Source organism: Flagellimonas beolgyonensis (genome assembly GCF_003992615.1).
Taxonomy (GTDB): domain Bacteria; phylum Bacteroidota; class Bacteroidia; order Flavobacteriales; family Flavobacteriaceae; genus Flagellimonas; species Flagellimonas beolgyonensis.
This window is the reverse complement of the sequence record NZ_RZMY01000006.1, coordinates 224125-249339: the sequence shown is the minus strand read 5'-3', so window position 1 is coordinate 249339 and position 25215 is coordinate 224125. Positions and strand designations below refer to the sequence as shown.

Annotated in this window: 21 protein-coding genes and 1 tRNA gene; 10 read left to right on the top strand and 12 right to left on the bottom strand. The window is 44.0% G+C overall.

Annotated features, from left to right (window positions below):
• Positions 1-36 precede the first annotated feature (36 nt).
• The 4 genes from EO131_RS04775 (at position 37) to EO131_RS04760 (ending at position 3203) form a co-directional block, all read left to right on the top strand.
• On the top strand, positions 37-1299 hold the full coding sequence (locus EO131_RS04775) for a hypothetical protein (protein WP_127019434.1): 1263 nt from the start codon (positions 37-39) through the stop codon (positions 1297-1299).
• Positions 1300-1382: 83 nt separating this feature from the next.
• Positions 1383-1982: a YceI family protein gene (locus tag EO131_RS04770; RefSeq protein WP_127019432.1), complete on the top strand. Its 600-nt coding sequence runs from the start codon at positions 1383-1385 to the stop codon at positions 1980-1982.
• 164 nt (positions 1983-2146) lie between these two features.
• Positions 2147-3025, top strand: coding sequence for a sugar phosphate isomerase/epimerase family protein (locus EO131_RS04765; RefSeq protein WP_417935599.1), 879 nt, complete (start codon positions 2147-2149; stop codon positions 3023-3025).
• A gap of 104 nt (positions 3026-3129) precedes the next feature.
• A tRNA-Arg gene (locus EO131_RS04760) sits at positions 3130-3203 on the top strand.
• Between the two features lie 108 nt (positions 3204-3311).
• Here the strand turns inward: EO131_RS04760 and EO131_RS04755 are convergent.
• Positions 3312-4409, bottom strand: coding sequence for a formylglycine-generating enzyme family protein (locus EO131_RS04755; protein ID WP_127019430.1), 1098 nt, complete (start codon positions 4407-4409; stop codon positions 3312-3314).
• A gap of 697 nt (positions 4410-5106) precedes the next feature.
• Here EO131_RS04755 and EO131_RS04750 point away from each other — a divergent pair.
• The gene (locus tag EO131_RS04750) at positions 5107-5991 is read left to right on the top strand and encodes a dienelactone hydrolase family protein (protein ID WP_127019428.1); all 885 of its coding nucleotides are present in this window, start codon (positions 5107-5109) and stop codon (positions 5989-5991) included.
• 22 nt (positions 5992-6013) lie between these two features.
• Here the strand turns inward: EO131_RS04750 and EO131_RS04745 are convergent, their stop codons facing one another.
• The 5 genes from EO131_RS04745 to EO131_RS04725 are packed head-to-tail and all read right to left on the bottom strand — an operon-like array spanning position 6014 to position 12518.
• Positions 6014-7084 carry a serine hydrolase domain-containing protein gene (locus EO131_RS04745; protein WP_127019426.1) on the bottom strand — a complete coding sequence of 357 codons (1071 nt, stop codon included), beginning with the start codon at positions 7082-7084 and terminating at the stop codon, positions 6014-6016.
• A 14-nt stretch (positions 7085-7098) separates the two neighbouring features.
• Positions 7099-8727 (bottom strand): serine hydrolase domain-containing protein, encoded by a 1629-nt coding sequence (locus EO131_RS04740; protein ID WP_127019424.1) that lies wholly within the window; start codon positions 8725-8727, stop codon positions 7099-7101.
• A 4-nt stretch (positions 8728-8731) separates the two neighbouring features.
• A complete protein-coding gene (locus EO131_RS04735) occupies positions 8732-10030 on the bottom strand; it encodes a M20/M25/M40 family metallo-hydrolase (protein ID WP_127019422.1) in 1299 nt (432 codons plus the stop codon).
• 11 nt (positions 10031-10041) lie between these two features.
• The gene (locus tag EO131_RS04730) at positions 10042-11640 is read right to left on the bottom strand and encodes an N-acyl-D-amino-acid deacylase family protein (protein ID WP_164731610.1); all 1599 of its coding nucleotides are present in this window, start codon (positions 11638-11640) and stop codon (positions 10042-10044) included.
• Positions 11637-12518 (bottom strand): aminotransferase class IV, encoded by an 882-nt coding sequence (locus EO131_RS04725; protein ID WP_127019420.1) that lies wholly within the window; start codon positions 12516-12518, stop codon positions 11637-11639. Before EO131_RS04725 ends, EO131_RS04730 begins: the two co-directional genes overlap by 4 nt.
• Before the next feature lie 244 nt (positions 12519-12762).
• Between EO131_RS04725 and EO131_RS04720 the strand changes: the two genes are divergently transcribed.
• Genes EO131_RS04720 through EO131_RS04710 form a run of 3 tightly spaced genes read left to right on the top strand, consistent with a single transcriptional unit; the run spans position 12763 to position 14743 of the window.
• Entirely contained in the window at positions 12763-13284 is a 522-nt protein-coding gene (locus EO131_RS04720) for a 5' nucleotidase, NT5C type (protein ID WP_127019418.1), read from the top strand.
• Positions 13285-13286: 2 nt separating this feature from the next.
• The gene (locus EO131_RS04715) at positions 13287-14024 is read left to right on the top strand and encodes a carboxylesterase family protein (protein WP_127019416.1); all 738 of its coding nucleotides are present in this window, start codon (positions 13287-13289) and stop codon (positions 14022-14024) included.
• Positions 14021-14743, top strand: a complete 723-nt coding sequence (locus tag EO131_RS04710; protein ID WP_127019414.1) for a M15 family metallopeptidase — start codon at positions 14021-14023, stop codon at positions 14741-14743. The genes EO131_RS04715 and EO131_RS04710 overlap by 4 nt, the downstream gene beginning before the upstream one ends.
• On the opposite strand, the gene EO131_RS04705 is transcribed toward EO131_RS04710, so the two are convergent.
• From EO131_RS04705 to EO131_RS04695, 3 genes are all read right to left on the bottom strand, one after another.
• Positions 14740-15852, bottom strand: a complete 1113-nt coding sequence (locus EO131_RS04705) for a THUMP-like domain-containing protein (RefSeq protein WP_313790026.1) — start codon at positions 15850-15852, stop codon at positions 14740-14742. The genes EO131_RS04710 and EO131_RS04705 overlap by 4 nt on opposite strands.
• 73 nt (positions 15853-15925) lie before the next feature.
• Positions 15926-17026 (bottom strand): AI-2E family transporter, encoded by a 1101-nt coding sequence (locus EO131_RS04700; protein ID WP_127019410.1) that lies wholly within the window; start codon positions 17024-17026, stop codon positions 15926-15928.
• A 3-nt stretch (positions 17027-17029) separates the two neighbouring features.
• Positions 17030-17680 carry a DUF4159 domain-containing protein gene (locus tag EO131_RS04695; RefSeq protein ID WP_127019408.1) on the bottom strand — a complete coding sequence of 217 codons (651 nt, stop codon included), beginning with the start codon at positions 17678-17680 and terminating at the stop codon, positions 17030-17032.
• A gap of 40 nt (positions 17681-17720) precedes the next feature.
• Between EO131_RS04695 and EO131_RS04690 the strand changes: the two genes are divergently transcribed.
• Complete coding sequence (locus tag EO131_RS04690) at positions 17721-18488, top strand: DUF1223 domain-containing protein (protein ID WP_127019406.1); 768 nt, start codon at positions 17721-17723, stop codon at positions 18486-18488.
• Here EO131_RS04690 and EO131_RS04685 read toward each other — a convergent pair.
• The 3 genes from EO131_RS04685 to tsaD are packed head-to-tail and all read right to left on the bottom strand — an operon-like array spanning position 18485 to position 20599.
• Complete coding sequence (locus tag EO131_RS04685) at positions 18485-19189, bottom strand: 16S rRNA (uracil(1498)-N(3))-methyltransferase (RefSeq protein WP_127019404.1); 705 nt, start codon at positions 19187-19189, stop codon at positions 18485-18487. The genes EO131_RS04690 and EO131_RS04685 overlap by 4 nt on opposite strands.
• Positions 19190-19192: 3 nt before the next feature.
• Entirely contained in the window at positions 19193-19519 is a 327-nt protein-coding gene (locus tag EO131_RS04680) for a TfoX/Sxy family protein (RefSeq protein ID WP_127019402.1), read from the bottom strand.
• 51 nt (positions 19520-19570) lie between these two features.
• On the bottom strand, positions 19571-20599 hold the full coding sequence (gene tsaD, locus EO131_RS04675) for a tRNA (adenosine(37)-N6)-threonylcarbamoyltransferase complex transferase subunit TsaD (protein WP_127019400.1): 1029 nt from the start codon (positions 20597-20599) through the stop codon (positions 19571-19573).
• A gap of 128 nt (positions 20600-20727) precedes the next feature.
• Between tsaD and EO131_RS04670 the strand changes: the two genes are divergently transcribed.
• Complete coding sequence (locus EO131_RS04670) at positions 20728-25119, top strand: translocation/assembly module TamB domain-containing protein (RefSeq protein ID WP_164731629.1); 4392 nt, start codon at positions 20728-20730, stop codon at positions 25117-25119.
• The last annotated feature ends 96 nt before the right edge of the window (positions 25120-25215 follow it).

Here is a 25215-nt window from a genome sequence, read left to right as displayed (position 1 = left end):
AAATAAATCAAATACTCAACTAAAAAATCGATAACAATGAGAAAATATGTAAAACACGGACTATTGGCTGCTGCATTTCTTGCCGGCCTTATGGGCTATTCGCAGAATAGACAACTGGACAACTTTCGTTCTCCCGACAAAAATGGCATAAACGTTTTTGAAAGCCCAAAAGATACAATGCTCACCTTTGATGGTGTGAAAGTTAGGGTAGGTGGTTCGTCCACACTACAGTTCCAAGCATTGGACCATGAAAACTCCGGTGCAGTGGATTTGATCGAAATTGGCGATAACTTCAACTTGGCAACCGCCAACTTGGATTTGGATGTTGCATTGGCCAAAGGTGTTCGTATGCACCTAAGAACCTACTTGTCATCCAGGCACCACCCAGAGCCATATGTAAAAGGTGGTTATTTACAAGTGGACAACTTGGATTTCATCAGCCCCGGATTCTTGGAAGAAGCGATGAAATACTTGACCATTAAGGTTGGGCACATGGAAAACAACTATGGTGATGCCCACTTTAGAAGATCGGACAACTCCCAAGCCATATACAACCCATTTGTGGGCAACTTGATCATGGATGCCTTTACCACTGAGGTTGGTGGTGAGGTGTACTTCAGGAAAAATGGTTTCATCGGTATGTTCGGTCTATCCAATGGTAAATTGAACCAAGCGGTTACCAATCCCGATCAAACAGGTGCTTCCATCTTGGCCAAATTAGGTTACGACAAGCAATTGAACGATGATTTCAGGCTTCGCTTGACCGGTTCCTTGTACAGCACAGGAAAAGCAAGTAGGGTGTATTTGTACAGCGCTGACCGTGCAGGTTCCAGATACTATTTGGTTATGGAAAATACAGAGGCTTCTGCTACCAGTAACTTCCGATCTGGCCGTTACGACCCAGGAATGCGAAATGAGATCACTGCTTTCATGATCAATCCATTCGTAAAATACAAAGGATTGGAATTCTTCGGAACTTTTGAAACCGCAAAAGGTAAAGCTGATGCCGAGACCGACAAAAGAACTGCCACCCAATTGGCCGGTGAGTTGATCTACCGTTTCGGAAACAATGAAAACTTCTACATAGGAGGTCGATACAATACCGTGGATTCAGAAGATCCTTCTGGTTCCGATATCACCATCAATAGGACCCAATTGGGCTTCGGTGCCTTCTTGACCAAGAACATCTTGACCAAGATAGAGTACGTGAACCAAACCTATGATGGCTACGATACCACCAGTATTTTCCACGACGGAAAATTCAATGGGGTTTTATTGGAAGCTGTGATAAGTTTCTAAGGAGATTGGTTTTATGACGAAGACCTGGGGCAAATCTTGCCCTGGGTCTTTAAATCGTAAAAATTCCTATATTTAACTGAACCATGTTATCCACAATTTCACATATCACCAAAACATTCTGGATAGTTACTATCCTTTTTATTGGGTTGGGCCTTACCGAACCCGAGCGGGAAACCACGGTTCGTGTTGCTCCCGAAAGTGAAGTGGTCATATCCGGTACCACCAACGTGAACCAGTTTACCTGCACGTACAACTTGGAAGAATTGGAACTGCCCATTCGGTTGGTTTATGACGACAAGAAAGAACAGATCCAATTTAAAAATGCCAGGTTAAAACTGGCCAATGACTGTTTTGATTGTGGCGGCAAGAACATCAACAAAGATTTTAGGGCCTTGCTGAAATCGGAACAATATCCCGAAGTGGAGCTTAAATTGCTCCATGTCGATCCCCCTAACAACGACCAACAAAAAATAGGAGTGGGCATGGAAATAAAAATAGCTGGCGTTTCCCGAGTTTATGAAACCAAATTGGATTGTGAATTGGAAGGGAATATTTGTGTGAAAGGTACCTTGCCCTTAAAATTGACCGATTTTGGTCTTGAACCACCCAAAAAAGTACTTGGTATGATCAAGGTGGATAATGAAATAAAGGTGAATATTTCTCTCCAATTGGACGAAGTGTAAAATAATAGGTACTCATGTATTAAATCCGTTGTGATGTTTGCATCCAACGGATTTTTTAATTTGATGGTTTTCAATTGGGGTTTTATAACAATGTCGATTAATTTAATTACGGTTAATGGACTATCTTGTAAGCCATTTGAAACATAAATTAACTACAAACATTAATGATGGATACACTTTTAAAAACTAAGGGCAAAGCCCTTTTTACCACAGCTATTTTTGTGTTTTTCGCCATGGCGATGCAAGCCCAGGAACATTTTGGTGGTTTGGCCCTGTATACAGTTAGGGACAATATGGGGGAAGACGCCAAAGCTACTTTGGAAAAGGTTGCCGAAGTCGGGTATGCCTATGTGGAAGCGGCCGGTTACAACGAAGGTAAGTTTTATGGGATGGAGCCCGCCGAGTTCAAAGCCTATTTGGAGAGCCAAGGTTTAAAACCTGTGAGCACCCACATGGGCATGGTGACTTTGGACAATGCCGATCAGCTGATTGCAGATGTGAAGGCTGCAGGTTTTGAATATTTTACCATTCCGGTTCCACCAATGGGCATGTTTACCTTTGATCGTGAAACCCGGACCATGGGTATGAAAGGCACTATGGAGAATTTTGTGAGTGTATTGACCACAATTGGTAAAAAGTGTGAAGCCGCTGGGCTCAAATTGCTGTACCATAACCACGATTTTGAATTTAAAGCAAATGAGGATGGTGTAGTGCCAATCGATTATCTTTTGGAGAATACAGACCCCAAATATGTCAATTTCCAAATGGACCTGTATTGGGTAACCCGAGCCGGGGCAGATCCCGTGGCCTATTTTGAAAAATACCCTGGAAGGTTCAAGTCATGGCATGTAAAAGATATGGATGAGGAAGGTAAATTTGCTCCTGTGGGTGAAGGAACCATCGATTTTAAGCGGATCTTGGATCAAAAGGAAACTTCTGGGATGATGAAATATTTTGTTGAACAGGATCAGTCATGGGACAAAAAGCCCTTGGATGTGATCAAGATCAGTCATGAAGGCCTAAAGGAAATCGGATTTCATTAAAAATGGTGTTGACGGTTGATGGCCCATGGGGCCAAAATAGTCAAGAATTAAAAAAAAATATTTTTTACAACCGTTCACATTAGTATCTTTGCACCCGCAAAGTGGGTCGCGTAGCTCAGCTGGATAGAGCATCTGCCTTCTAAGCAGACGGTCGAAGGTTCGAATCCTTCCGCGATCACAAACAAAAAGCCCCGGGAATACCGGGGTTTTTATTTTAGGGCCATTTAATTGTACAAGCCTGATTTATCTAAATGATTTAATCCATACAGAGATTTCCAGTACTCAATCATTCATTTTCAACAGCCAAAATAGTCCTAAACCCCAAATGTTCCATGCCAGAATCGGGGCTAGTGGCCATTCGGGCACTTATTCGGTAACTGGCACAATAGGAGGCACTGCATAAAAAGGACCCCCCTTTGATCACTTTCTCTTTTACATAAGGATTACTTGAATTGAAAGCCTTGTCGGCTCCTCTTGGATTGACTGCGGCTTCTCCTTTTGCCTCCAATTCCTTATAATAGTTGGTGTTGTACCAGTCGTTGGTCCATTCCCATACATTGCCTGCCATGTCATAAAGTCCAAATTCGTTCTTTGGATAGCTCATTACCGGTGCTCTGCGTTCGAAACCATCGGCCTTGGTATTATTCACGGGGAATTCCCCCTCCCAGGTATTTGCTTGGGCACTCAACAATACAATATCGTTCCCCCAAAAAAAACGATGGTCGTTGTTTCCTCCGCGGGCTGCGAACTCCCATTCAGCCTCAGTGGGCAACCTTCTTCCAGCCCATTCGCAATAGGTGATTGCATCTTCCAGGGCAATATGCACCACCGGATGGTCTCCCTTGTCCTCTATGTCGCTCTCAGGGCCATTTGGGTGTTTCCAGTTGGCTCCTATTTTCCATTCCCACCATTGGGAATAGTCATTCAGATTGGGAACGCTGGATTTAGTTTTTTTGAACACCAGCGAGCCGGGCTGTAAAATGGAATCGTGAGGCTTTGGTGTTCCCACAGGTAATTGCTTTTTCATTTCTTCCCAGTCGATTTCGCGCTCCGCCACCGTCTTATAACCCGTTTCCTTCACAAACTTGGCAAATTGGTCATTGGTCACTTCGTGAATATCCATAAAAAAACCATCAACATGTACCTTATGGGCCGGCTTTTCGTGCATCATGGCCATTTTATCCTGTGGTACAGATCCTTGCATAAAATCACCGCCCGGTATCCAAACCATATCTTCGGGTGCTTCAAATGGTGGTTGTCTCAACCTGCTTTTTTCAAGCAAATCGTTGTTGTTTTTCCGATTATGTGTTTCATCTACCGGTTGGTGCTTGCAATTTGATAGGGCGAACAAAAGGACCGCAAAAAGCACTATATTTTTTTTCATGGCAATTTTAAATGTAATCAATATTCCCCATTATGCTCATTATCTCCACAACGCTTTATATCGGAGGGTTTTAATTGAATCTCCATACCACTTGTTGTTTTGAGCCATTGATAAAAGAATTTCAACATCACTTGGATAGTTTCTGGCATTTCCGACCTTTTCACTAAAATAATATTTTAAAAATTTAATAATCAGACATATATAAAGATACTTTCACTGCCTTCCAAGCAGACGGTCAAAGGTTCGAATTCTTCCGATACCTCGAAAAAGGCACGCTTAATTAATCTTGTTTTTTTGGTGGGCTATTCGATTTTAAAGACGCAATGGATGCCATACTAGATTTCCCATCTCTTTTTAAACCTTCAGATAGCTGGAAGTATTTATGAATATAATTTGTACTGTTATGGCAGAACTTGTTAGAATCGTTGTTTCCACATTTGAACATTTGGATACTTGCAAATGAATTGCTCTCTTTCAAACCTTTTTTAAACGCGTTATTACATATTCCATTCTTTGTTTGTGCAACTAAATCAGTCGTTTACAGAATTATTCCATGGTTCAATTGATTTTTGAATTATCTTTTAAATCGGATTGATTTTGATTTTATCGAAAGAGGGTTTCAAGCAGATATGTGAACATTAAGCTCTTTCAACCAATCCCATGATAAAATGAATAAACGCTACAAACACCATACGATATGAAAAAATTGACCAAAGCAGACATTAAACAAGAGGTATTCGACCTATATGATGATTATGCCCACAACAAACTTCAGCGAAGGGAATTCATAGAAAAATTGGGCCTGTACGCCGTTGGTGGCATAACGGTGGCCTCCTTGATGAGCTTTTTGATGCCAAATTATGTGGATACGATGTTGGTGGACAAGAACGACCCCAATTTGGATTCTGGCTATATCACCTATAATTCTCCAAAAGGGGCAGGTGAAATGAAGGCTCTATTATCCAAACCCAAAAATGCAGAGGGAAAACTTCCTGGTATTGTTGTGGTGCATGAGAACCGAGGATTGAATCCTTATATAGAGGATACTGCCAGAAGGGCTGCCCTGGAAGGGTTCATCACCATTGCCCCCGATGCGCTTACGCCCTTTGGTGGGTATCCAGGTAACGATGATGAGGGCAGGACCATGCAACGCGAACGGGACCGCAACGAAATGTTGGAGGATTTTATAGCGGCATTCGACTATTTGAAGGCCCACGAAGGTTGTACGGGTAAAATTGGCGTGGTCGGATTTTGTTTTGGGGGATGGATTTCGAACATGATGGCAGTAAAGGTCCCTGATTTGGCCGCAGCCGTTCCTTTTTATGGCGGTCAACCCACGGAGGATATCGATAAGATCAATGCCCCACTCATGTTACAATATGCAGGCTTGGACGAACGCGTAAATGTAGGCTGGCCAGCTTATGAGGAAGCCCTAAAAAAATACGGCAAGGAATATTCGGCCTTCATGTACCCGGATGTCAACCATGGATTCCACAATACCACCACCCCAAGATACGATAAGGATGCAGCGGAACTGGCATGGCAACGCACCATGGATTTCTTTAAGGAGAAATTGAGCTGAAAGTAGTTCTTAATTCCTAAGATTAGTGCTGCATATCAAAAATCGCAGCGGCTTTTTGGGCTACTTTAATGCGAACATCCGATGAGTTTCGCCGTTGGTAGGCAGCTTTGGTCTTAAAGGCCAAAACGGTCTCGATGGCTGGATATACGGTTATGTTCTGTCCCATGGCACCTTTGGCAGAATAGGCTCCTTCATAACGTTTATCCTCCACATTTTGCCAAAGCCACCACATGTAGCCGTAACCATAATATACACCGGTGCCTTGGAACACGGGCACATTGTTATTCAATTCTTGATAGGTGGTGCGTGTCTTCAACATTTCATCCACCCAAGAGGTACTTATGACCTGGGTGTTCTTCCATTTTCCTTTGTTGAGCATCAACAGGCCCAAACGGGCCATATCGCGGGTGGAAAACCACATGGGGTACGCCAAATATTTTGATACGGAAGTGTTGCCTTGTTTCTGTTGCAGGGAACGGTCCCAATCTTGCATACCGAGTGGATTGGCCAATTGCCGTTCCACTTCGTCATAGATGTTTTTGCCAGTTTCCTGCTCAAAAATGTATCCGGCCACATTAAAGTCCCAATTGCTGTACAGCCAATGGGTGCCAGGTTTCACCGAGCCACGCTCAGGGGCATATTCCTGCATGCCGCCAGGATATCCTTCGGGATGGTAAACGCCCGATCTGGCCGAGATGATGTCCTGTACCGTAGCTGTTTCTTCTATGGGCAGAATACCTTCCACATCGTCAATGCCCAATTCCTTGATGGTCTTATTCAGTTTGATGGTACCATCTTCCACATACTGTCCATACAGCATGGAAAGCACACTTTTTCTGATGGACGCGATATAGCTCAATTCTTCCACGTCCCCAAAATCAAAAACCACTTTGCCCTTGTGTACGATCATTAGCCCTGTGATCACTGTGCTATCCGTCAGGTATCTCCGGAAGGCCCTGGATTTTTCATTTTGCCACGGCTTGGCTTCTTCTTCGTTTGCCTGGTGCCAAACCCTGTCTGGGAAGGTTTGGGCCATCCCGGGCACCATGGACCCCATAAAAAGGGAAATATAAAGGAGGTGTCGTAGTTTCATAGGAATCAGTTTAGCTATTTTGTTTTTACAAACCAAAGGTTGCGCACCCTGCCGTTGGAAATCCAAACACCGTTTATTTCACCATTTTCTCGATTGAACTTCAAGTGCGATAGCGGAAATCCCCCTTCCAATAGATCTTGTCTTCGTTGTATCAAGGGTATTTGGCCATGCCGAATGTGATGCGCGTATAATTTCTCCTTTTCAAAATGGATGGTATAGGTGGTTGCAATTTCAGGACTGTAATAGGTGCCCATATAGCTTTCGGCGAGTTGAGGGGTTAGGGGTTCTTCCTTAAATTTTGAAAATACCATGGGCTTCCCACTTTCTGGTCGAAAGGTCAATTTGCCATTATTGAATTCAATGGTGGATGCATTTTCTGGATCTGTGTTGACAAATACAGTTTCTTTTATAGGTAGATAGGCTGAATTCCCGTTGCCAAAATATAAGGTATCTCCCTCAAAGACCACTTCCCGCTCGGTATAGGTGTCGCCATCTAAATACAATCCTGCATAAGATTGCATTTTACCTTCTGAAACTGGAACAACCTTTACAGCTTTGGTGTCTGGTCCTCCAAAAAGTACCTTGGCAATTTGGTTGGACTTTCCAGCGGGCCCTGAAGAAGAGAAATTCGTGGTAATGGCTATGCTGGTTTTTTCATCGGGAAATACAGCAATATTTGCCCTGAAACCACCAATGGAACCACCATGTCCCACCCGTTTTCTACCCAAGAAATCATCCACGACCACACCAAATGCGTAGTCGTTGGGGCTGCCATCGGTTAGTGGGTCCAAGGTCTGCATCATAGCAAAGGCCTGTTCCCAACCAGGGGTAGTGTCGTAATAATTTTTCAAGTAAGTCAACAAATCTTCAGTTGTAGTATGCATGTTTCCCGACCCCACATATCCCCAATATTCCACGGAACGCACAAATCCATCCTTGGTTTGGTTGTATGATGTGGCATTGTTGGGTACAATTCGATCGTAGGCATCTTCCACATAAGTATCCATCATCCCTAAAGGGATGAATACCTCCTTTTTCATATAATCCACAAAGGGAGTGCCTGTGACTTTCTCGATAATGTTCACCAAAAACATATAACCTGTATTGCAGTAGAGGTATTCCGAACCGGGTTCAAAGTTCAATTCGGTTTGTTGGGCAATGAGGCGGTTCAAATCGACATTGGTGCGTGTATCATCGTCGCGCCATCCCGCCAACGCAAAAAGAGCATGTAGGCTTCGCAATCCACTGGTGTGGTGCAGCATATGCCTGATGGTGATATCGTGTCCAAAAGGAGCAAGCCCATCAATGTATTTATCGATGGTGTCGTCAATGGAAAGTTTTCCTTGTAGATGCAATCGAATGATGGCCAAAGCACTGAACTGCTTGGAAACCGAAGCAACATTAAAGCGCGTTCCGGTTGTATTAGGTACCAAATATTCCATACTGGCCAACCCGAATGCTTTGGAGTAAACCACTAGATCACCTTGCATTACCGCAATGGCCCCTCCAGGATGGTTGGGTCGGCTCCAGTCCAAAAATAAACTATCGATACGTGCAGATTGTTCCGGGGTCAACTGGGCCTGTACACCTAGACACCCAATCAACAGTACCCATACAATTGCTTTTTGGAACAGCTTTGTCATCGCTTTATTTTTCGAGTCCGGCTTGGGCCAATGTGATTAAAAGCGCCAATTGTATGGATTCATCCCCTGGCTCATCGTTCAGGAACCATTCGTGCAGGGAATGGGCTCCACCACCTTGGCCACCACGACCAATGCACACCGAAGGGATGCCTTTGGATACCGGAATATTGATATTGGTGCTGCCCCTGCCCAAAACGGGAGTGCCACCAAACACTTTGGTGGCGGCCATGGTCCGTTGGATCAAGGGTAGGGAAGGGGAAAGCTCCCCTGAAGGCCGATCACCGATTTTGATCAATTCATAGGTTACTTTATCCCGAATACCACTTGCATTGTATTTGGTAATGGCTGTTTCCACCGAACTTTTGAAAATAGCCTCTATCTCATCCAAGTTCTTTGGGTCAATGGCACGCATATCCACTTCCATCCACGATTCAAAAGGAATGGAGTTAACCGAGGTTCCCCCGCCTATGCGACCCACATTGAAACTGGTTTTTGGGATATCACCCGAAGTATAGGCCCATGCCGCCTCTGAAAAATGGGCGATGGCACTACCAAGGGCATGATGGGGATTGGCCAAACCGAAGGCGCCCCACGAGTGACCACCATTACCCTTTACCACCAATTTATAGCGTTTAGAACCTAAACCAGCATTGCTGATCCGTCCCAATTCACCGCCATCAATGGCAATCCAGGAATCAATGTTCAACCCAGATTCATTGAACATATATTTCATTCCACGCAGGTCACCGAGGCCTTCCTCGCCCACAGAGCCAACAATGAGCAGGTCTTTTGAAGTTTTGATGTTGGCCTTATTCATGGCCTTGAGCATGCTGATGAGCATGGCCAATCCTCGGGTATCGTCGCCAATACCAGGGGCTTTTAAGGTATCGCCCACTTTTTGCACGGTAACATCGGTGCCTTCGGGGAAAACCACATCCAAGTGTGCATCGACCCCAACGTAACCTGGTTCGCCGGATGTACCTTTACGTAGCCCGATCACATTACCTACCTTATCCGTCCAAACACTATCGATGCCTGCTTCTTTGAGCATGTCTGCAAACACCTTTCCCCGTTCGGTTTCTTTGAACGGCGGTGCCAGGACTTCGGTCAACGTGATCAAATTTTGGGTGGTTTCATCCTTTTGATTGGCAATCGTTTTGAAAGCAGCTTGCACTTGTTTGGCTTTCGCCAATTTTTCAACTTCCTTGGTGTATTTTTTGTCCACAGTTGTGCTTTCTTGGGCCAAAAGTGGGCTGGAGAAAATGCCTAATGCAAGCAAAAGGACTGGTATGAGTCGTTTCATAAAGGTGGTTTCTATTGTTTTCTTAAAACTGTTCCTGATTTAATATCCTTAAATTCCCCATTGTCCACGGCCAAACCGCCGTTAACAATTACATATTCGATGCCTTCGGAATATTGGTGTGGTTTTTCGAAGGTGGCTTTATCGATCACAGTTTCGGGGTCAAAAATGGTAATGTCTGCGCGCATCCCTTCCGCTATACTGCCCCTATCGGATAGGTTTAGACTTTGTGCTGGCAAATAGGTCATTTTGCGAAGTGCCTCGGAAAGGGACAAAGTGTTTTTCTCACGGACATAACGGCCCAAAACCCTTGGAAATGTGCCATACCATCTCGGATGCGGGTGTCCCATTCCGGGTTCGACCAATCGGCCGTCCGACCCGATCATAGTCATGGGATGTTTCATGATGCGTTCCACATCTTCCTCAGCCATGGCATGAAAAACACAGGAAGCACCTCCGTTCAATTGTGCTTGGATGACCATATCGGCCCCATTTTCCACGGAAGGCTCTAAATTGTTCTGTTCGCACCAGTATTTTAAGGTTTTCCCTTCCAACTCGGGGGCCCATTCCACTTTGGCGAACTGTACCCTGTCCAAATCGGAACCCCCTCTGTCGTTTAGGATATTGAAAACGATCCCATTCTTTATACTGTCCTGAAGTATGGGATCTTCTGTTCGTTTTATAAATGCTTCCTGTCCACCGGCCCTGGCCCAACTGGGAATCAAAACGGAGATGCTGGTATAACTGGCATCATAGGGATATTGGTCCATTTTTATATCCAAACCTTTTGCCCTGGCGGAATCCACCATGGCCAAGGTGCGTGCACTTTTGCCCCACATGGGTTTTCCGATCGCCTTGTGGTGGGTGAGCACCACGGGAATATTCGCTTGTTCAGAAATTTGAATGGCTTCGGCAACAGCATCGAAAAGACCCAACCCTTCTTCCCGAAGATGGGATGTGTAAATTCCGCCGTAAGAGGAGGCCACCTTGGATAGTTCAATCACCTCATCCACTTTGGAAAAGGCACCGGGAAGGTATTTCAAACCTGTGGAAATACCAAAAGCCCCATCTTTCATGGCACTGTCGATTTCCGCTTTCATGGCCACCAATTCTTCTGCTGTAGGGGCGCGGTTTTCCAAGCCCATGATATTTCTTCTAACTGTATTATGACCGACCAAATAGGCAACATTCATACCTATCCCTTTCCTTTGCAAACTATCCATGTAGGGTTTCAAGGGATAGGGTGAACTGCCGTCGGGTCCTCCCAAAGCCGTCGTCACACCTTGACGCACATGGCTTTCACAGGAATTGAGTTCCATTAGGGGTTCCAAGTGGGTGTGCATGTCAATAAATCCGGGAGATACCGCTAGTCCGGTCGCATCAATAATTCGATTGGCCTTGGCATTGTCCAAATCCCCGATGGCCACAATTAGGGAGTCTTTAATGGCAATGTCGGTAATCACGGGATCCCCACCTTTGCCATCGTAGACCGTTCCGTTCAGAATGACCACATCATAGGTGGTAGTTGGGCTGCATCCCATAAGGAACACTACAATAAACAATGGAATGAATCCATGGAATAAATTGGAAAGGGTTGGTTGTTTCGTTTTCATGGTAAGGTTATTTCAGATGTATCCAAAGATTTTAGTTGACCCAAAGCGGCTTGCAATTTTACCGTTAATGGGCCCATGTTGTCATTGTGGTAATAAATATGATCACCTATTTGTGCAATAGCTGCTATTTGTGTGGTTGTTCCCGTAAAAAAGGCTTCGTCCATAGTGTGTATTTCCTTTAACGATACCGGAGTTTCAACCAGCGGAATATCCATCTCCTTGCATAGTTGTACCACAATTTTTCTGGTAATGCCATCCAGAATATGTTCATTGGCAGGATGGGTGATCACGGTGCCATCCTTAACAAAAAAGATATTGGTATGGGAGCCCTCGGTGATTTCACCATTCCTGACCAAAATTGCTTCATCGGCATTGTCTTGCATAGCAGCCTCGTTGGTCATGATATTGCCCAATAATGATATGGATTTGATGTCGCACCGGTGCCATCTGAAATCAGGTGCCACAATGGCTTTCATATTCTTGTTGTTAATGTATGGCAAAGTATAGGGGAGGGCATACATCATCACGGTTGGCGGTATCCCTTTGGGATATGCGTGTTTTCTTGGTGCCACTCCACGGGTTACCTGCATATAGATCAAACAGGATTCCTGTTCTAAATGGATGGCTTTAAGCAGTTTGGGAATGTCGCTTTCCAATGTGTTCACATCGTATGAAATTCCGATTTTCCCCAGATTCTCCTGTAATCTATCCAAATGGGCCTTTTTATAAAAAATGCCATTCTCCAACTGGACCATCACTTCATAAATACCATCTCCAAACAGAAAACCGCGATCGAACACGGATGTTTTGGCATCGTTACTGGCTACGATTTCACCATTTAAATAGACCTTTTCGGGGAAAGTTCCTTTGGGTAACATGTAAGGTTGGTTTTAATCAAAAGTTGCATTTTGATGCTCCATCATCATGCTTTGTGAAGGTAAATGATCTTTTTCAATTGGGAAACCGCACGATCTTCTTTCGTGGCATAAGGGAGAAGTTTTTATGAATTTTCATATTGAGCATTGGGGTTTTGAGTTTTCCTGATTTAAATAGGTGTATATTTTACCGTTAATGGTTTGATAAATCCCTAAGGTTTGTGTTATTTCACCAAAAACAGTGCTTATGACCATTTTTGTGGATATGGATGAGGTGATGGCCGATGCCTACAATGCCCACATTGAAATATATAACCAAGAGCACAATGCCCAATTGACCAAAGAGGACTGTTATGGCAGGGAGGTTTGGCAATGTGTGCCCGAAGCCCATCAACAGTCCATTAAGGACCATACCCATCGGGTCGGTTTTTTTCGGGATATGAAAGTTATTCCGAACAGCCAGGAAGTGTTGCGGGAACTCAATCAAAAATATGAAGTGTATGTGGCTTCCGCTGCCATGGAGTTTCCGAATTCGTTACGGGAAAAATCGGATTGGCTCGATTTGCATTTCCCATTTATTCCCTGGCAACAACGTATTTTGTGCGGACATAAATATATTTTGAAAGGGGATGTATTGATTGACGACCGAAGTCGTAACCTGCATACATTTGAAGGCAGGCCCATTATCTTCACCTCGCCCCACAACGTGCACACCACAGACTTTGAAAGGGCAGAAAATTGGTTGGAGATTGCTGAAAAATTACTGTGAAAATGAAAAATCAAAGGATCAAGGTCACGTTTAAAATTTTGTTGTTTAGTGCACTGCTATTTATGCAGGCTTGTGCTGGACAATCCCAGTTGGTGCTGAATGAAATCGAAACGGTTACCAAGGAGCAATTCGAATATTATCTGTACTATCCTGAAGAGTACAATGAAAACGAAGAACAGGATTTCGGCTTGTTGTTGTTTTTGCATGGCGGTGGCGAAGCTGGTAGGGATGTAGACGAAATCAAAAAAAGTGGTCCACCCAAACTTTTGGCCGAGGGTAAACAGTTTCCCTTCTTGATCTTGGCACCCCAGAATCCACATGAGCGCAAATGGTGGAACACGGAAGCAATAAAGCAATTATTGGATACTGTGGTAAAACAAAATCGGGTTGATGAAAGTCGCATTTATTTGACCGGATTGAGCAGGGGTGGCAGTGCGGCTTGGGAAATGGCCACCCAATATCCCAATACCTTTGCGGCAATGGCCGTGGTTTGCGGAATGGCCCCATTACCCTATGCGCATTGGATCGATAAATCGATGCCAATTTGGGTATTTCATGGTGAAAAGGATGATGTGATAGGGGTAGAAGAATCCGATAGCATGGTGGAAAAGTTGAAAAGTATGGGGTACGATGTAGAATATACACGCTATAAAGATGCAGGGCACGCCATATGGGGCCGAGCCTATACCACGGATTCCCTATATACTTGGATGGCAAAACAGAAACGAGCGAAACGATGAGGGTTGCACAATTTGGTATTGTTTGTTGTATTTTATTCATGGTGGGGTGCAGGGATAAACCCCAGCCAAAAAACCAAGAAATTGAACTTACAGAATCCGATGTGGAAGCGGTGTCGGATTCAATTTCTGAGAAAAATATCCCGGAATACTGGACATTCGAGGGTCTTGCGGACACCACATTTGTGCGTTTGGCGGATTTTAACGGGGATTTCGCCTATGATCTCCGCTATGCCACGGAGAACAACTTTTTAAAGGCCAAAGTGTACGATTGTGCGGAATGCTATACCCGTGTAAAAACAGCCAAGGCTCTTATAGCTGCCAATCAAGATTTTTTGAAGCAGGGGGTGAAGATAAAGTTTTTCGATTGTTATCGCCCCAATTCAGTACAGTACAAAATGTGGGAAATTGTGCCCAACCCTCAATATGTGGCCAATCCTGACAAAGGATCTATCCACAACAAAGGGGGTGCCGTGGACATTACTCTGGTAGATTTGGAGGGCAATGAATTGGACATGGGCACGGACTTCGATTTTTTTGGCAAGCGCGCCTATCACGATAATACGGATTTGCCACAACACATTTTGGATAATAGAAAATTATTGAAGGAAACCATGGAAGCCCATGGTTTTTGGTCGATCCGCACGGAGTGGTGGCATTATAACCTATCGGCAGCTTCCAACGATCCCGTGGCCAATTTTAGATGGCCCTGTAGCAACTAACGTTTTGTGCAGTGCAACACCACCAAATCAGTATTGGACAGCGTTGTAAAAAATAGATAGTCGTTGCCGCCATCCTTTATTTTATGTTTTTTACGAATGTCAGCCACCGAAATTGGAAAGTTACGCGTGGTGATGTTGGCTTTTTCCAATACCAAGTCTTTCATGGATTTTTTGGAATAGGACACTTGGCGTTGTATTTCAAATCTTCTTCCAGGAAAGTCCATTAATTTGGATGATGTATACAAATGGGAGGAAGGATGTAATTTTTGCAAAGCAAAGGCCTTGGCAACAGATTTGAACCCCCCGGATTTTAAGATGGCGGCATTGGGTTCATAGAGATAGGTGGCGGGAGCTCCATAGTCCACTTTGGTAATGGCCTCTTCGGACAGCATAAAATCGAAAGTGTCGTTCTTCGGTGGATTCAAATTGATGGTTTTCATGAAAACGTCACCTCTGTAATCGTTCTCCAAAACAAACAATAGTTCCTTCACTTCATTCGCTACGGCCACCACATGAACCTCCTTCACAAAATTCAGTTCATTGAGTCCTTGTGTAATGTCGAGCAAGGGTGAGGATTTTACCAGTACGTTTTTGGTTTTTTCAAAAAGAAGGTGAAGGTGTTCGGGGAGGTTGGGGAGGCAATCCTCCAACAAAAAGACTTTTCCCTTTTTATCGTCGCGTCTCGAGGGGTCCACATAGATCCAATCAAAACTTCCGTCGTGCTCCCTTAAAAATTGAATGCCATCTTGAGGTATACATTCGATGTTTTTATGACCTAAGATTTTAAAATTATGGGCAGCAATTTCACTTAGATTTTGGTTCACTTCGCAGTGCAACACCCGTTCCATTTTTTTGGAAAAAAAATAGCTGTCCACACCTAAACCACCCGTAAGGTCCAATAGGTTTTTGCCACTTACCAAACCAGCTTTGTAATGGGCCGTAACCTCAGAACTGGTCTGTTCGATATTGAGTTTGTTTGGGTAATAAATGTTAGGGGAGTGGTACCAAGTGGGCAGTTTTTTTTCACACTTTTTTTTGGCCTCCAACTGTTCGGCCAACTCTTTTTGAGAGATACCCTCAAACTGGGGTTTTTGCAATAATACTGACACGATGTCAGTATTCAAATTATTTAATATAAATTCCTGTACACCAGTATTTAAAATCAATTTATTCAAAGAGATGCTATAAATTTTTGGTCAATTTTTTCACAAAGGAATTTTCCGCTAGAAACTCCTTTAAAACCACCTTGATTGCGGTGTATCCCGGTACGGCTATCACCATTCCAACGACCCCAAAAAGCAATCCGGCAATGATGATGACCAAGAAGATTTCCAGGGGATGCGATTTCACACTTGTGGAAAAAATAAAGGGCTGTGAAAAGAAGTTGTCCACCAACTGACCGATGACCAAACCAATAAAAACATAGAGTGCTTTTGGCAAGAGTACCGAGCTAAAATCCGACCCCAAAAAACTGGTCATGGTAAGGGTGATCATGATCACGCCACCAATGATCGGACCAACATAGGGTATGATGTTGAACAACGCACATAGAAAGGCGATCACAATGGCGTTTTCCACACCAACGATCAAAAGGGCAATGGTGTAAATCACAAACAAGATGAACAATTGCAATAAGATGCCCGCGAAATATCTGGAAAGCAATCCATTGATCTTGTCGATGGATTTAACCATGTTACTTTCCTTGTTGTCCGGCACAAAAACCAAAAGACCGTTTTGAAGCAATTTGCTATCCTTCAAAAAGAAAAATGAAATGAAAAGCACGGAAAAAAGTCCAACGCTGAAGGTGCTCAAAGCGTTGACAAATGTGTTCAAAAAGTTGGGAATGAAACCAAGGTCGAGCCCCTTAAGCATACTTTCCTCGATATGGGATTCTTCGATGAGTTCGTTCACATTCCCCGAGGTAGCCCCAAAATATTCCAAAGTTTGCAAATACAGGGTATTGATGTTCTCCTTAAGATCTTCAATATCGAGCAAGGAAAGATTTCTTCCTTGTTCGGTGATCAATGGAATGAACAAGGCCAATATACCCAAAAACAGGGACAGCATTAAAACCATAGTAACTACAACCGCGAGTGTATTCGGGAATTTCAACCGTCGACGTAAAAAAAGGACAATGGGCCTACCCAAAAGGGCAATGACCGCAGCAATGGCCAAATAGGCCAGTACCGATTGAATTTTATAGAGGAACAGGGCAAAAAGGACAACACCGACCAATATGGCCACGGCCCGCAAGATTCCGTTGGCGATGGTTTTCGAGTTCATGTATCAGCTTTTAAAGGCATATTCCACAATATTGGCACCCATCTGCAGGGCTTTCAGACGAATTTCTTCGGGATCGTTGTGCACTTCAGGGTCTTCCCAGCCATCGCCCAAATCACTTTCAAAAGTAAAAAGCAATACCAATCTTCCTTGGTCAAAAATCCCCAAAGCTTGGGGACGTTTGCCATCATGCTCATGTATTTTCGGAAGTCCGTCCGGAAACGCGAATCGTTGATCAAAAATTGGATGGTCGGCCCCCAATTCTTCCAATTCCTTGTCCGGAAAGACCTTTTTCAGCTCCCGTCTCAGATAGGGCTCCATACCGTAGTTGTCATCGATGTGTAAAAAACCACCGGACAATAAGTACGTTCTCAAGTTTTGTGCTTCCTCATCCGTAAAAAATACATTCCCATGCCCGGTCATATGAAGGTACGGATATTTGAAAATGGAGACACTGCCTGTTTCCACGGTTTCAGGCTCCGGATTAATTTTGGTGCCGATATTGGCGTTGCAGAAAGCGATAAGGTTGGGCAGTGCCGTTGGGTTGGCATACCAATCGCCCCCGCCCCCATATTTGAGGATGGCAATCTCCTGGGCATTGATGGCGCCCATCATAAAAAAAGTTAAAATGAAATACCACTGGGTAAGTAGTTTCATGGAGTTGCGATTAATACAGTAATTCAAATGTACAGTATTCGTGATTAAAAAAGCCATCATCGTCTCATTTACCTTTTTTGCCCTGTCGTTAGGGACACTTTACACAGCCTACCAAGGCAGGGATTTGTTGACAGACCCAGCGAATGACGCTGTAGTCGTGTTGGAACTTTTCACTTCGCAAGGGTGCTCCAGTTGTCCGCCTGCCGATGCCTTATTGGAACAAGTGAAGGAGGCTTACCCAAGTTCGGTGTTTGCACTGTCCTATCATGTGGATTATTGGGATTATATTGGTTGGAAGGATCCCTTCGGAAGTGAGAAAAATACCGAGCGGCAACGGATGTATGCCCAAAAATTCAATCAGCGAAGTCTATACACCCCTGAAATGGTGATCAATGGCAAAGAGCATTTTGTAGGGTCCAATGGGTCGGTTTTGAAAGAAAAACTGCAATCCTATCTGGCCAAAACCCCATCGGTTCGGGTTTCGATCACTAATGTCCTTACCCATCAAGACAAGATTACATTTTCTTATGCGCTTTCTGATGAATTGATAGATAAACGTTTGCGTGCGATTTTGGTCTTGGATCAAAAGCAGACCCAGGTCAACCGTGGTGAAAATAAGAACCGTACGTTGCGAAACAGCAATATTGTGGTTGAAGAAAAGTACTTGTCACAAAAAGGTGAAACAGGGTTTAGCTCCATTTACATACCTGAAACAATTTTGAAAGGGGACCACCTCAGTTTACTATTGATTGTTGAAAACGAAAACAGGGATGTATTGGGTGCCTCCAAAAAGACAATCGACCGTTAACTATTGATCATGGCCACAACGCTGCAAGCCACAATGGCTGCAGTTTCGGTCCGAAGACGGTTTCTGCCAAGGGAGATTGGAACATAGCCCTTTTTCTTGGCTGCATCAATTTCATTTTTTGTGAAATCGCCTTCCGGGCCGATCAAGATGGTGCAGTCCTTATCGGTGACCACTCTTCTTTTGAGTTCCATTTTCTCATCTTTCTCGCAATGGGCAATGAACTTGAGTCCGGTTTGTTCCAGTTCCAAAAACTCCTGAAAGGTCATGGCTGGGTTCAATTTAGGCAACGTCGTCTGCAAGGATTGTTTCATGGCAGATTGCAATACGCGTTCGATCCGTTCCATTTTAATGCTTTTGCGTTCCGATCGGTCACAGATTATGGGGGTGATTTCATCCATGCCTATTTCCGTGGCCTTTTCCAAAAACCACTCAAATCGGTCGTTCATTTTGGTGGGTGCCACCGCCATATGTACATTGTATCGTTTGGGCACCGATTTGGTGACCGAGGTAATTTGCGCTTTACAACGTTTTTGGTCGGGTTCCAAGATTTGGGCTTCGAACAAATAGCCTTTGCCATTGGTGATATGGACAATGTCGCCTTCGGATTTTCGGAGTACACGGGTAATGTGCTTGCTTTCGTCCGGAGGAAAAACAAACTGTTTTACACTATTGTCCAGTTTGGGATTGTAGAAAAGTTGCATAGGTCACAGTTTGCTTTTGGCATGTTCCAGGCCAAGTTCAATAAATAATTGGAGTTGTTCCTCGGTCTTGAATTCCTCCAGGGCAACAAAAATGAATTCTTTCATTGGCTTTCCCGTAAAATCCATGGGTCGAACATGCGCTTGATCCAATAACGGCTGCATTTTATTTTCAAAAACCCGCACCATCAGTTCCTCTTTCACCACACCTACCGTCATCTTGCCCTTGTACAGGAAAGCGATGCCCCCGAACATTTTCTTTTCGGTAAAAGGCTCTGGGATCAGCGCGATGGATTGGCGGACCCGATTGGCTATGTCTTCATTAAACGCCATTGATATGGATTGATGAAAGAAAGTTAGTGAATAAAATTGAATGCACTTTCCTTAACTTCCAATGGCATAACGGGCCTTTGCGGCCACATTTTGCTGGGTAAAATCGCCCCTTTTATATTTGAGATAGCCCACAATTCCGATCATGGCAGCGTTGTCGGTACAAAACTCAAATTTTGGGATATAGGTTTTCCAGCCTTTGGTTTCCTCGGCCTCCTTAAGCCTAGACCTAATTCCGGAATTGGCAGCAACCCCACCTCCAATAGCCACTTGGGTGATTCCGGTTTGCTCCACTGCCAGCTCCAGTTTCTCCATCAAAATTTCCAAAATGGTATGTTGTACAGAAGCACAGATATCGTTGATGTTTTGAGCAATAAAATCTGGATTTACCTTGGTTTGTTTTTGTAAAAAATAAAGAATACTGGTCTTGAGTCCACTGAAACTAAAGTTGAGTTCTTCAACCTTTGGTTTGGGAAAATCGTAAGCAAATGGATTGCCCAATTTGGCATATTTATCCACCAAAGGGCCACCGGGGTACGGTAATCCCATCAATTTGGCACTTTTGTCGAAAGCTTCCCCAACAGCATCATCCAAGGTTTCACCCAGCACTTCCATGGTAAATGGATCGGACACCTTCACAATTTGGGTGTGCCCTCCGCTTATGGTCATGGCCAAAAATGGAAATTGGGGTTGGGACATACTTTCCTCCTCAATAAAATGGGCCAAAATATGGGCTTCCATGTGGTTTACTTCGATCAACGGAATGTCGAGGCCAAGGGCCAGCGACTTGGCAAAAGAAGTTCCCACCAGCAATGAGCCCATTAATCCGGGACCTCGCGTAAATGCTATGGCAGAAAGCTCTTTTTTATCGATATTTGCTTTGGCCAGTGCTTGGTGTACCACGGGGACTATATTTTGTTGATGCGCCCTCGATGCCAACTCTGGGACCACACCGCCATATTGCTTGTGTATTTCTTGTGTTGCTACCACATTGCTGAGTACCTTTGCATTGCAAAGCACTGCTGCAGAAGTATCATCGCAGGATGATTCGATTGCCAGAATATATTTTTTTGGATCTGTCACAGGTTTTGGAACAAAATTTGGTCGTCAAAGGTAAAACATAAAGCCCTATCAAAAAACTTCGAAAAATACTGTTGCGCATCCTACTGGCAATCCTGCTGATCATGGTGTTGGGCTCCTTGGTGCTTTCCATGCCGGTGGTGCAGACCAAATTGGCCAAATATGCCACAGATTCGTTGAACGAGGAGTTTGGCACCAATATCCAAATCGATAGGGTAAGTCTTTCCCTTTTTAACCTGAACACCGGGATCAAAGGGATTTATGTGGAAGATTACAAAAAGGACACCCTTTTCTACATTCATAAATTGACCACTTCCATTTTGAACCTGCGCAACATGGCCAACAACAAAATGGAATTTGGTGATGTGGAAATTGATGGACTGGTTTTTAATTTGAAGACCTACCTCGATGAATCCGATACCAACCTCGATGTATTTGTTGCCAAATTGGACGATGGCCAGCCACGTGATCCAGGAACGCCTCCTTTTTTCCTCTCTGCGGATGAGATACAGATCAATAGTGGAAAGTTTCGATTGATTGATGAAAATCTGGAAAAACCAAAGGTGTTGGATTTTAGTGATATCAAAATCGCATCCACCGATTTTCAAATATTGGGTCCTGATGTCTCTACTAATATCCAAGATTTGTCCATGCAGGCAAGTCGAGGTATCCGACTCAAAAAATTGGCAACGGATTTTAAGTATACCAAGGAACAAATGCGTTTTGATTCGCTGTTGATCGATACCGATCAATCCGAACTGAAGGGCAATTTGGTATTCAACTATAATCGGGAGGATTTTGCGGAATTTTTGGACCGTGTGCAATTGGAGGCCTATTTTACAGAGTCCACGGTGGCGCTTAATGAAGTAAATACCTTTTACAATGAGTTCGGCCAGGATAAATTGGTCAATTTCACAGGAGAGTTCAGTGGTGTGTTGAACCAACTTAAGGTGAAGGATTTGTTTTTGTTCACAGACAATACCGGTATCCGTGGTGATTTTCAGTTCAACAATATGTTCAGTGCCCAAGCACCTTTTGTGCTGAAGGGCGATATAGACAATCTGACATCCAGTTACTATCAGCTTCGTGGTATTTTGCCCAACATTTTAGGAAAAAACATACCGGAATCGGTGCAAAAGCTGGGCCAGTTTACCGTTCGGGGAGATGCAGAGGTAACAGAAACCTCCATTGATGTGACCGTGAACCTGAACACCGTTTTGGGGGATAATTATGTGGACCTTCAAATGACAAATGTCCAGACCATTGAAGACGCGTCCTATATCGGCTTTATTTCGTTGATGGATTTTGACCTTGGAGGTTTTGTGGGCGATGCCCAGCTGGGAAAGACCTCCTTGGATATGAATGTGGAAGGAAAGGGTTTTGTGGCTGAAAGCCTGAACACCGAACTGATCGGCGAAATCTATAAGCTGGAATACAACCAATACGAGTACAATAAGATCAAGGTGTCCGGAATTTTAAAGGACCAACTGTTTGATGGAACCTTGCTTTGCAACGATGATAACTTTAGGTTCGATTTTAAAGGCTTGGCCGATTTTGGGGGGCGCGAGAACAAGTTCAACTTTATCGCTGCGGTGGATTATGCCGATTTGAAAAAATTGAATTTCATCCAGGACAGCATTTCCATTTTCAAGGGGCACATCAACATGGACATTGAGGGCAATAACCTCGATGATATGGCAGGTCTCATGGTTTTTACCAACACCACCTATCAAAACGCCAACGACACCTATTACTTTGAAGATTTTACGGTGAATTCCACCTTTGACCAAGATACCATCAGAACTGTCGAGATCAACTCACCCGATATCATCACGGGGTACATGAAGGGTAAGTTCAAGGTAAACGAACTGGGACACTTGGTTCAAAATTCCATTGGTAGCATTTATACCAATTACAAGCCTTTTGAAATTTCTGGAGGACAGGAATTGGATTTTAATTTTAAGATCTACAACAAGATTGTGGATGTGTTTTTTCCGGAAGTGGTGTTCGATGCCAATACTTTTATCCGTGGCAGCATAAAGGCCGATGCCAGTGATTTTAAGCTCACCTTCAAATCTCCGAGTATAGCGGCCTACGGCAACCAGTTTGATAATATTGAACTAAAGATAGATAACAAGAACCCCTTGTTCAACACCTTCGTATCGGTGGAGGATATGTCCACCCGATATTACGACATCAAGGATTTTAACCTGATCAACACCACACTAAAAGACACCCTGTTCTTTAGAACCGAGTTTAAAGGGGGAAGCGAGTACAACGACAGTTACAACCTGAACTTTTACCATACCTTCAATGCCAACAACCGATCGGTAATCGGACTTAAAAGATCGGATGTCAGTTTCAAGGGGAATACTTGGGTATTGAACAAAGATGGGAACAACAAGAATAAAGTGACCTTTAACAGTTCCTTGGACAGCATCACCATTGAGGACCTCGTGATGGACAACAACAACGAGGAACAAATACGTTTGCGAGGGGAATTGGCAGATTCAACGTACAAGGATTTGGATCTCCAATTCAAATTGGTATCGCTCAATAAGATCACGCCGGCTATAGACAGCCTTAAGATGAACGGGGCCGTGGATGGCTTTCTGAACATATTGCAAAAAGATGGCAAGTACCTGCCCACTTCCAGTCTGAACATTCAGAATTTTAGTGTGAACGATATTCATTTGGGCGATTTGGAAGTTGGGATCTTTGGCAATAACGATCTAACTGAATTTGGGGTCAGTACGTGGTTGAACGATAATGGCAAAGAAAAACTGAGTGTGAACGGCAAAGTGACCAACATCAACAACAAACAGGATTTGGATTTGGTGGCCAATTTCACCGACTTTGCCCTAGAGCCCTTCAGTCCGTTGGGTGAGGATGTCATTTCCAATATCCGAGGTAAATTGAACGGAACGGCAAATATTACCGGGGACGTCAATAACCCATCCATCAATGGGTTGGTTACGCTGAATGAGGCAGGTTTGGGTATACCCTATCTGAATGTGGATTATAATTTTGCTCCTTTATCCAGGGTCAGGTTGTTCGATCAAACCTTTTATTTTGAAAATGTCGGCCTTTCGGATGTTCAGGAGGGTACCACAGCAACTCTCGATGGCACCATTAGCCATACCGGTTTTGATGATTGGTACTTGGGGTTGGATGTGGACACCGGCAATGACCGATTTATGATCCTGAACACCGACTATGATGAGGAAGCACTGTATTATGGAACAGGATTCATCAACGGTACAGGTAGTATTTATGGGCCTACCGACGCCTTGACGATATCCGTGGATGCGACTACTGCCAGAGGTTCTTCATTAAAAATTCCTTTGAGTGATGTGACCAGTGTGGGTGATTATTCTTTCATCAACTTTATAAACAAGGGAGGCAATGGTTCTTTGGAAGAAGAAAGAGTTTTGGAGGACTATCAGGGATTGGAGATGGCTTTTGACCTTGCCGTTACCCCCGATGCCGAGGTTGAAATTGTAGTGGACCAATCTTCGGGAAGTTCCCTAAAGGGAACGGGAGAAGGAATTTTGTTGATCGAGATCAATACCAATGGCAAGTTCAATATGTACGGGGAATTTGTCGCGGTAACCGGGGAGTACAATTTCAAATATGGGGGAGTCATCGATAAAAAGTTCAAGGTAAGGCCAGGAGGCACCATTTTATGGGAACGTGATCCATTGGCGGCCCAATTGAACCTGGAAGCGGTGTATTCCTTGAATGCCAACCCGGCACCTCTTTTGGACAATGCGGGCTACACCGGTAGAATTCCCACCGAGGTGGTCGTACGTTTGGATGGGGAACTGGAAAGCCCGAACGTGAATTTTGATATTGAATTCCCGGGTACCAATTCTGTGGTACAATCGGAGTTGCAATACCGATTACAAGACCCAACGATAAAGGAACGAAATGCATTTTTCCTTTTGGCCCAAGGCACGTTCGTTAATCCACAATCCGGTATCAACCAACAGGCGGTGACCGGTAATTTGATTCAGACAGCATCTGGGCTCTTCAACCAGATATTGGGCGGCAACAATGATAAGTTCAATTTGGGATTGTCCTACGAGCAGGGTAATACCAATCCAAATGCCGATACCCGTACCGAAAACAGGATCGGGGTTACAGTGTCTACTCAAATATCGGACCGTATCTTGGTGAATGGAAGGGTAGGAGTACCGGTCGGCGGTGTTTCGGAAACCGTGGTGGCCGGTGATGTGGAGGTACAGGTGCTGCTGAATGACCAGGGAACACTGAGTGCCAAAATATTCAATAGGGAAAACCAGATTCAACAGTTTTTGGCAGAAAGGCAGGGCTATACTCAAGGAGTTGGTCTTTCCTACCAAGTGGATTTCGACAGTTTTCAAGAGTTGATGCAAAAGATTTTCCAAAAGCCACCTAAACCTGAGGAACCAGCCAAAAAAGAAGTGCAACAGGAAATGTTGGGTAACGATGGCCTGATTCGTTTTTCACCCAAGCCCGATAACCTCCCAAATCGAAGATAATCGCATTAAATTTTTTTACGTTTTCGACCGAAAATTTTACGAAAACGTTTGAGAAATGACTTGATATTAAATAAATTATCAAGCGATTCATAAATT